12 protein-coding genes, 1 pseudogene and 1 other annotated feature are annotated in these 8,439 nt (G+C 38.6%); of the genes and pseudogenes, 12 read left to right on the top strand and 1 reads right to left on the bottom strand.

All coding sequences use genetic code 11. The features are described 5' to 3' along the window. From ADH99_RS06330 to ADH99_RS10545, 8 genes are all read left to right on the top strand, one after another. A partial coding sequence (locus ADH99_RS06330; protein ID WP_049555929.1) for an Ig-like domain-containing protein occupies positions 1-1,411 on the top strand: 1,411 nt, incomplete at its 5' end. A 119-nt stretch (positions 1,412-1,530) separates the two neighbouring features. Then, positions 1,531-3,480 carry a S9 family peptidase gene (locus ADH99_RS06325; protein ID WP_049555058.1) on the top strand — a complete coding sequence of 650 codons (1,950 nt, stop codon included), beginning with the start codon at positions 1,531-1,533 and terminating at the stop codon, positions 3,478-3,480. Positions 3,481-3,634: 154 nt separating this feature from the next. Then, positions 3,635-3,763 (top strand) — a sequence feature (ribosomal protein L20 leader region). Between the two features lie 44 nt (positions 3,764-3,807). Then, entirely contained in the window at positions 3,808-4,311 is a 504-nt protein-coding gene (infC, locus tag ADH99_RS06320) for a translation initiation factor IF-3 (protein WP_005605919.1), read from the top strand. Positions 4,312-4,334: 23 nt separating this feature from the next. After that, positions 4,335-4,535: a 50S ribosomal protein L35 gene (gene rpmI / locus ADH99_RS06315; protein ID WP_005605917.1), complete on the top strand. Its 201-nt coding sequence runs from the start codon at positions 4,335-4,337 to the stop codon at positions 4,533-4,535. Positions 4,536-4,603: 68 nt separating this feature from the next. Then, positions 4,604-4,963, top strand: coding sequence for a 50S ribosomal protein L20 (gene rplT / locus ADH99_RS06310; RefSeq protein WP_005605911.1), 360 nt, complete (start codon positions 4,604-4,606; stop codon positions 4,961-4,963). 86 nt (positions 4,964-5,049) lie between these two features. Next, complete coding sequence (gene rplM, locus ADH99_RS06305; RefSeq protein WP_039848825.1) at positions 5,050-5,493, top strand: 50S ribosomal protein L13; 444 nt, start codon at positions 5,050-5,052, stop codon at positions 5,491-5,493. 13 nt (positions 5,494-5,506) lie between these two features. Then, a complete protein-coding gene (rpsI, locus tag ADH99_RS06300) occupies positions 5,507-5,899 on the top strand; it encodes a 30S ribosomal protein S9 (RefSeq protein ID WP_005605904.1) in 393 nt (130 codons plus the stop codon). 209 nt (positions 5,900-6,108) lie between these two features. Next, complete coding sequence (locus ADH99_RS10545) at positions 6,109-6,510, top strand: hypothetical protein (protein WP_179944363.1); 402 nt, start codon at positions 6,109-6,111, stop codon at positions 6,508-6,510. On the opposite strand, the pseudogene ADH99_RS10315 reads toward ADH99_RS10545, so the two are convergent. Then, positions 6,497-6,825 (bottom strand): annotated as a pseudogene (locus ADH99_RS10315) (transposase family protein); the annotation flags it as partial. The gene ADH99_RS10545 and the pseudogene ADH99_RS10315 overlap by 14 nt on opposite strands. A gap of 388 nt (positions 6,826-7,213) precedes the next feature. Between ADH99_RS10315 and ADH99_RS06285 the strand changes: the two are divergent. The 4 genes from ADH99_RS06285 to ADH99_RS06270 are packed head-to-tail and all read left to right on the top strand — an operon-like array spanning position 7,214 to position 8,373. Beyond that, positions 7,214-7,399 carry a hypothetical protein gene (locus ADH99_RS06285; protein ID WP_039848823.1) on the top strand — a complete coding sequence of 62 codons (186 nt, stop codon included), beginning with the start codon at positions 7,214-7,216 and terminating at the stop codon, positions 7,397-7,399. Position 7,400: 1 nt separating this feature from the next. After that, the gene (locus ADH99_RS06280) at positions 7,401-7,970 is read left to right on the top strand and encodes a hypothetical protein (protein WP_049555060.1); all 570 of its coding nucleotides are present in this window, start codon (positions 7,401-7,403) and stop codon (positions 7,968-7,970) included. Positions 7,971-7,972: 2 nt separating this feature from the next. Further along, positions 7,973-8,182 carry a helix-turn-helix transcriptional regulator gene (locus ADH99_RS06275; RefSeq protein ID WP_005605896.1) on the top strand — a complete coding sequence of 70 codons (210 nt, stop codon included), beginning with the start codon at positions 7,973-7,975 and terminating at the stop codon, positions 8,180-8,182. A 2-nt stretch (positions 8,183-8,184) separates the two neighbouring features. Then, positions 8,185-8,373: a hypothetical protein gene (locus ADH99_RS06270; RefSeq protein WP_005605894.1), complete on the top strand. Its 189-nt coding sequence runs from the start codon at positions 8,185-8,187 to the stop codon at positions 8,371-8,373. Positions 8,374-8,439: the final 66 nt, after the last annotated feature.

Genomic DNA, 8,439 nt, shown 5'->3' with positions numbered 1-8,439 from the left:
ACTTACGATTGATGCTTCAAACCCAGTGAAGTTTGTAGATCCAACAACGAATGAACCAACAGATAAGACAGAATTACCAGCAATGAAAGATGGTAAGCAAGTGGGAACGTACAAATTAAATCCAACCACAGGAGAAATTACGTTCACGCCAAATAAAGACTTTGTTGGAACACCAGAAGGTGTCACTGTCCAAGCAAAAGATTCCAACGGCACTCCAGCTACAGCGAAGTACACACCAACCGTAACGGAAGTAACGCCAAGAGGTGAAGATAAAACATCGACTGGAAAACAAGGGAAAGAACAAAAGGAAACACCACAATTTACAGCAGGAGATCCAGAAGTTCCACTTACGATTGATGCTTCAAACCCAGTGAAGTTTATTGATCCAACAACGAAAGAACCAACAGATAAGACAGAATTACCAGCGATGAAAGATGGTAAACAAGTGGGAACGTACAAATTAAATTCAACCACAGGAGAAATTACGTTCACGCCAAATAAAGACTTTGTTGGAACACCAGAAGGTGTCACTGTCCAAGCTAAAGATGCCAACGGTACTACAGCTACAGCGAAGTACACACCAACCGTAACGGAAGTAACGCCAAGAGGTGAAGATAAAACATCCACTGGAAAACAAGGGAAAGACCAAAAGGAAACACCGCAATTTACAGCGGGAGATTCAGAAGTTCCAATGAAAATCGATGGGGACCAACCAGCGAAATTCATCGACCCAGAAACAGGAGAACCAACAGATAAGACAGAATTACCAGCGATGAAAGATGGTAAACAAGTTGGGACGTATAAATTAAATCCAGAAACAGGAGAAATTACGTTCACTCCAAATAAAGACTTTGTTGGAACACCAGACGGTGTCACTGTCCAAGCTAAAGATGCCAACGGCACTCCGGTAACTGCGAAATATACGCCAACTGTGACTTCTGTTACTCCTTCTTCTAAGGATGAAGTGACAACGGATGTTCAAGGCAAAACGCAAACTGCAAAACCTAAGTTTGAAGCAGGTGATCCAGAGGTCCCTCTAGATGATTCAGTTCCAGCAACCTTTGAAGATGGAACAACGACTAAGGTGATTCCTGGAGTTGGAACCTTCACTGTTGCTCCAGACGGAACGATTACTTTTGTTCCAGAAGCTGGCTTTACAGGGGTAGCTCCAACCGTAACGATTCAACGTGTAGACGTAAATGGAACAGTAGTAAAAGCAAATTACACTGCTACAGTTACGCCAGCACCAGTTATGCCAATTGAACAACATCCACAGACTTCTCAACCAGAATTACCAAATACTGGTACTGGTGATGAATTTGGATTGTTTAGTGCAGCAGCATTAAGTATTCTAGCTTCTGTTGGATTAGTAGCGTCTTCTCGTAAAAAAGACGACGAACAAGAAGCATAACCAATCAATCAAATGAAGCGTGAGACTAGAAAAGATAGTCTCACGCTTTTTGTTTGCCGTTGCAAAACTTTCTTTATAAGAGTAGACTGAAAGAGTACACGCGCAAAAGGAGTGATATTATGAAGAAAATTGAACAAAAAGATTTATTTGAATTAAAAAATGTAGCTCAACCAGTTGTGGCCGGAGGAGACATCTTCTTTACAGAAACGAAGATGAATGAAAAGAAGAATACTTATGAAACAGCTGTTTATAAGTACACAAACGAAGGAAAAGTAGCTTATGGAGATGATGGAACGGTCAATTCATCGCTTCAAGTATCACCGGATGGAAAGTGGCTTAGTTTTGTCAGTAATGAAGGAGAAGATAAAACTCCTCAATTGAAAGTTCAAGCTGTAACAGGAGGGAAAGCCATCACTCTAACTCAGGAGAAAAAAGGCGTCTCTGTATATGTTTGGGGAAAGGATAGTCAGTCTATTTATTATCAAACGACTAAAGCGGATGAAGAAGAAAAGAAAGATGAATTTCCTCAACCAATCATCGTTGAAAAAACAACGTATCGATTCGATGGTGGAAGCTTCTTGCAAAATAAAGAAACAACCCAAATTAAACAGGTAGAAGTAGCCACTAAAGAAGTGAAGACACTTTTTGAAACGGAAGAGTCTATATTCTTCAGAGATGTATTACATGATGGCGGAAGCCTTATTGTAGACCGTGATTTATCCAATATTCGTTGGACATTAGATAGTGCAGAGGCTTGCTATGTGGATGTGGCCACTGGGGATATTCATCCAATTCTTGAAGCTGGAACAGATGAATCTTATCGCTATATATTGGATTCAAAAGAGGGAGTTATTTTAGCTTATAATTCAGGGGAACACGGATTTGTTACACAAGTAGACATCGTATTCAATAAGGAAGGTCAACCAGGTACAGAAGGAAGTATTTTAAATTTAACGTCTGGATTAGATGTGGAATGGGGAGACTGGTTGGTTGCTGACTTCCAACAATCGGTTACTGGAGTGGAACCTCAATGGATGGATAAGGACAGCTTCCTCGTAAGTGCGAGTGTAGAAGGGAAAATCGTATTATACCGTCTCTTCTTAGATGGAAGAAATGAAGTTCTTTTTGATAAAGAGGTTCATATTACAGGAGCCAAAATCATCTCTGAAAAAGAACTGGTCATCACTTATTCAACGACGACAATTCCAAGTGCATTGGCAAAATTGGATTTAACCACTGGAGAAATTACAAACCTTTACAATCCAAATGAAGCATACTTGGCGGAACATATCGTTACAACGCCTGAACGCTTTACGTATAAAGGTTACGACAACTGGGATATCCACGGATGGTATATGCCACCAGTCGAAAAGAAAGATAAGCACGCGGCAATTCTCTATGTTCACGGTGGACCACAAGTGGCATACGGCGAAAGTTTCTTCCATGAAATGCAAGCACTCGCTGCAAAAGGCTACGGAGTCATCATGATTAACCCTCGCGGAAGTAACACATACGGACAAAACTTTGTAAAGAGTATTCTTGGCGACTACGGTAACCACGATTTCGACGACTTAATGATGGGGGTAGACTACATCTTAGAAACACATCCTGAAGTTGATGTGGACCAATTATACGTTGCAGGAGGAAGTTACGGTGGATTCATGACAAACTGGATTGTAACGCATACGGACCGCTTCCGTGCAGCCGTGACACAACGTTCTATCAGCAACTGGATTAGCTTCTACGGCACAAGTGACATTGGACCATTCTTCGTGGAAAAACAATTGCTTGATGACATTCATAATCCACAACGCCTATGGGAAATGTCACCAGTGGCTCATGCCAAAAATGCGAAGACGCCTTTACTTGTCTTACATGGACAAAGTGACCTTCGTTGCCCACAAGAGCAAGGGGAGCAAATGTATATGGCCATGCGTAAAAACAATGTGCCTACAAAAATGATTCTATTCCCTCAGTCTAGTCACGGGCTCTCTCGTTCAGGATTACCAAATCTACGTCAAGAACGTCTAAAAGCTATTACCGACTGGTTTGACGAATATTCAAAATAGGATGAATACAGGGGAAATTTTCACTCGAAATAGAGTAGATTGGTTGACGAATTTGAAGGAATACTGTATTCTACTAAAAGGAAAATTTAATAGCTACTTGTAAAGGGATATGTGTTGACAGATTCTCTATTATTTGGTAGACTACTGAAGTTGAGAAAACAAGCAGAAGCATCCCGCTTCTCGCCTAAGTTGACAAGGGTCCTTGGGCTGATAGGAAATGTTCAAGTTTTAAAAAGACATTGGCAGCGGGAGTATTCGATTACTTCCGTTGCTTTTTTGCTTTTTTTCTCTCAAATATTCTTGGAGGTGAATATCATAGCAAAAGATATGATGGTCAATGATGGAATTCGCGCTCGTGAGTTACGTGTTATTGACAATAACGGTGAACAAATTGGTGTTCAAACGAAAAATGATGCTTTACGTTTAGCAGAACAAGCTGGACTTGATCTAGTATTAGTTTCGCCAAACGCAAAACCGCCAGTTGCCAGAATCATGGATTATGGTAAATATCGTTTTGAACAGCAGAAAAAAGAACGAGAAGCTCGCAAAAACCAAAAAGTCATCAATATCAAAGAAGTGCGTCTAAGCCCTACAATTGATGAGAACGACTTTAATACGAAGTTAAAAGCGGCGATCAAGTTCCTTGAAAAAGGTGATAAAGTCAAAGCAAGCATTCGCTTCAAAGGTCGTGCCATTACTCATAAAGAGATTGGCCAAAAAGTTCTCGAGCGTTTAGCAGAACAAGTTTCTGAAATCGCAACAGTTGAACAAAAGGCTAAAATGGACGGACGAAGCATGTTCTTGATGTTAGCACCTAAGAATGATAAGTAAAAAAGTAACAGGAGGAAAGTCTCATGCCAAAACAAAAAACACACCGTGGTTCAGCTAAACGTTTCAAACGTACAGGTGGTGGAGGATTAAAACGTTCTCAAGCCTTCACAAGCCACCGTTTCCATGGCAAAACTAAAAAACAACGTCGTCACTTGCGTAAACAAACAATGGTTCACGCTACTGACATCAAACGTATTAAACAACAATTAAGTCAAATGCGTTAATTCAGCACGCAAACTATTACATTTTCAAGCCAGTCGCAAGAGACTGATAGACCAAGGAGGAATTAATTATGCCACGTGTTAAAGGTGGAACAGTTACTCGTCGTCGTCGTAACCGCGTTTTAAAATTAGCAAAAGGTTACTACGGAGCGAAATCAAAATTATTTAAAACAGCTAAACAAGCAGTCATGAAATCATATATGTATGCTTACCGTGACCGTCGTCAAAAGAAACGTGACTTCCGTAAATTATGGATCGCACGTATCAATGCGGCAGCTCGTTTAAACGGATTAAGCTACAGCAAATTAATGCACGGCTTAAAATTAGCTGGTATCGAAATGAACCGCAAAATGTTAGCTGACTTAGCAGTTAACGATGCAGCTGCATTCACAGTATTAGCAGACAAAGCTAAAGAAGCATTAGCAAAATAATTTTATTTTCTAGATAATAGATCCACATTTGAGCCCCGTTAAACTCAATGTGAAGAATACCAAGAAAGAAATTGGAGGAAACAATCGTGCGTACAACATACATGGCTAAAGCTAGCACTACAGAACGTAACTGGGTTGTTATCGACGCTACTGATGTGCCATTAGGACGTCTTTCAGCTGTTGCAGCAAGCATTTTACGTGGAAAAAACAAACCAACATTTACACCTAACGTTGATACAGGTGATTTCGTAATCATCATCAACGCTGACAAAGTTGCCTTAACAGGTAAAAAAGCAACTGATAAAGTTTACTATCACCACTCAAACCACCCTGGTGGATTGACTGCTCGTACAGCTGGTGAATTACGTGCTAACAACTCTCGTAAATTAGTTGAATTATCAATCAAAGGCATGTTACCTAAGAACTCATTAGGTCGTCGTCAATTTACTAAATTACATGTTTACGGTGGAGCTGAACATCCACATGCTGCACAACAACCAGTAGCAGTAGACATCCAATCACTAATCTAAGGAGGAAAAAGCATTGGCTCAAGCACAATACCGCGGCACTGGACGCCGTAAAAACTCAACTGCCCGTGTTATCTTAGTACCAGGGACAGGAAACATTACAATTAACAAAAAATCAATCGAAGAATATATCCCATTTGCTTACTTACACGAAGTAATCAAACAACCTTTAAACTTAACTGAAACTTTAGGTTCATACGACGTTTTAGTGAACGTTAACGGTGGTGGATTCACAGGTCAATCAGGAGCTATCCGTCACGGAATCGCTCGTGCATTATTAACAGTTGACCCTGACTTCCGTGGAGTGTTAAAAGCTGCTGGCTTATTAACACGTGACCCACGTATGAAAGAACGTAAAAAACCAGGTCTTAAGAAAGCTCGTAAAGCGAGTCAGTTCTCAAAACGTTAATCAACACGATTATATCAACGTTTACAGACATTCAAGAATTTTCTCTTGGATGTCTTTTTTTGTTCAAAAAACTAAAGTTCACCCCAAAATTCACCCCAAGTTCACCCTATTGCTTTTTGAGACTTCTTGATTTACTGTTTCTGTAGTATTAACATAAGTCTTCGTTATTTGGATGTCACTATGAGTAAGTGCTTCTGAGCCCTGTTAGAGTGAAGGAAATCATAAATGGTAAACTAGCTATAGATATTAATGAGAAAAATCAGTGTAATCTAACTTGGTATTCTGTTTTCCTGTATTATTTAAGTTGTAAAGAAAAACAAAGAAAAAGTATTGAATTATGGTTTAAAGGAGAAATAAAAAAAAGAAACTTTGAAACCCTGGACTTTTATAACCTTTACGAAATTTCAGTTACATTGATTACTACTCAAGATTATGAGGTATACCAGATATTAAGTAAGATAATTTTTAAAATTATTAAGGAAGATCTATATAAATGGAGTTCTTATCATGATATCTTTTTATATCTTGAAGTTAGAAATTTTGTAGTAGAAGAAAATAAAAAAAAGATTGATGAAATTCTAAAAAATGACAATAAAAGATTGATTTTTTGACTATGGTTGCGATCTGGTGATTCTTCTTGACTAAGGAAGTCTCTGCGATGGCTATTTTTCTACAGTCTTTACAGCGGAAACGGCGTTTTCTCAATCGAATGAGAGTCTTGTAGCCAGCACAATCGAGGTAGGGGATTTTGGATTCTTTTTGAAAGGCATATTTAGTCATTTGTCCTTGAAGTTGTGACATTTAGAGGGAGGATAATCGAGCTTAGCAATGACTTCTTTATGCGTTCCAGCATCAAGATAAACTAAGATAATAATGTTTTTGTCATTAATTCCAAGTATGTTTGTGATAAAATTTAATTGTTCCATAAGATTCTTTCTAATGAGGGTTTGGTCACTTTTTCATTATAGGTCTTATGAGGCTTTTTTCTACAACAAAATAGACTCCATAATTCCTACAGTGGTTTTACCCACTACAGAAATTATAGAGCCTGAAACCAACGTTTCTGGGCTTTTTTCTTGCTTAAACTATTCTTCTGGCTGAATTTTGTCTGATTGAAAAAAGATTAGAAAATATCTTTTGATTTAATACTTGTATTCTCTTTTTTAATGTGATATAATTATAACGTAGAGGTGAGATATTTATAACAAATGCTACAGTCACCAATCTTTTCTTACAAGAAAATCTGCCATTAGGCACAAGCCTAAAAATTTTACTGTTCAATGTGAACTATTTCTAACAAAGGAGGAATACATCATGTTTAAATCACAAAAAATAGGGCTCATCATTTCGACACTAATGACTAATCTTTTCGTTATTAGCTACGTTTTTCTAGCTACAAACCTCAGTCTTTTGGCTAAAATATTGATTAGCCTTACACCAATTATCGGTAGTGCCATTGGATTTTCTGCCTTCTACTTTAAAGACAGGAAAGAAGAATAAGATGAAACACATCAAAAAATGGTTAATTTGGACTTGGTTACCTGTTATGCTACTACTGTGGCTATTAACTCCGCCAAGTAATTCCCCCTGGGTAAAACACACTGTTTTTCTAGTCACGATTACCATGCAAGGACTTATTTTCTGGCTTGTTTCCAAGACACAATCTCAAGAAGACGAGGAAAAGTATTTTGGACTGACAGAGAAGTTGTATGGTATGACCTTATTTTCCGCTATGGCCATTTACACTAAAGGTATCTGGATAATCACACCAGCTACTAGTCCTATCTGGCTGAAACACCTTTTTCTAGGTTCTGGCTTGTTTGTCCTCATTCTTTGCTTTCTCTATTTTGCATTAAAAAAAGTTGATGAACAAGCAGACGAGCGTTTCTATATGAACTTGGCAAAGGCAGCCTGCACAACCCTGGTACTGATAGTTCTATCTCTGATAGTGTTGAGCATAGTAACATTTTTCCTTCCCTTCACCCTAAGAACAGGCATGGTTTTGATTTTTACTGCATCCATGATTGTGTTTTTTGACCTGTTTTTCCTCATATTTGAAAAGAGGGGTTAGATATGGGAAAAATTCTAACAAACTTAAAAGCCATCCGAGAAGACTCCCGCATGACCCAGCAAGAATTGGCGGATAAGATTGGTGTACGACGGGAAACTATTCTCCACTTAGAGAATAATCGATATAACCCTTCGCTTGAAATGGCGCTTAAAATCGCACGTGTCTTTGGCATGTCCGTTGAAGATATTTTCCGCTTAAATGAGGAGGTCTAGTCATGAAAAAACAAATTTGTACCCACTGCGGTGCTGACCAATTTGTCGTAAAAAAACAACTGAAAGGTTATGCAGGATTAGTCAGTGAAGAGGCTAAATTCGTTTCAGGAGGTATTGCCCTCTATCATGAAATTTGTCAAAATTGTGGTACTGTTCATAGAAGTTTTGTGAAGGATGTTGAAAAATTATAAGCGATTGAAGTGCACCCCAAAAGTTAGACACAAAATCTAACTTTTGGGGTGTTTTTATTATGAAAT

Origin of the sequence: Granulicatella sp. 572.rep1_STHE (genome assembly GCF_001073445.1) — a bacterium.
In the GTDB taxonomy this organism is placed as follows: Bacteria; Bacillota; Bacilli; order Lactobacillales; family Aerococcaceae; genus Granulicatella; species Granulicatella adiacens.
The sequence above is the reverse complement of the archived record's forward strand: the minus strand, read 5'-3'. Positions and strand labels throughout refer to the sequence as shown.

Coding starts and splice junctions, on each gene's coding strand:
- ADH99_RS06325 (WP_049555058.1), top strand. CDS start 1,531: ATGAAGAAAATTGAACAAAAAGATTTATTTGAATTAAAAAATGTAGCT.
- infC (WP_005605919.1), top strand. CDS start 3,808: ATGATGGTCAATGATGGAATTCGCGCTCGTGAGTTACGTGTTATTGAC.
- rpmI (WP_005605917.1), top strand. CDS start 4,335: ATGCCAAAACAAAAAACACACCGTGGTTCAGCTAAACGTTTCAAACGT.
- rplT (WP_005605911.1), top strand. CDS start 4,604: ATGCCACGTGTTAAAGGTGGAACAGTTACTCGTCGTCGTCGTAACCGC.
- ADH99_RS06285 (WP_039848823.1), top strand. CDS start 7,214: ATGTTTAAATCACAAAAAATAGGGCTCATCATTTCGACACTAATGACT.
- ADH99_RS06280 (WP_049555060.1), top strand. CDS start 7,401: ATGAAACACATCAAAAAATGGTTAATTTGGACTTGGTTACCTGTTATG.
- ADH99_RS06275 (WP_005605896.1), top strand. CDS start 7,973: ATGGGAAAAATTCTAACAAACTTAAAAGCCATCCGAGAAGACTCCCGC.
- ADH99_RS06270 (WP_005605894.1), top strand. CDS start 8,185: ATGAAAAAACAAATTTGTACCCACTGCGGTGCTGACCAATTTGTCGTA.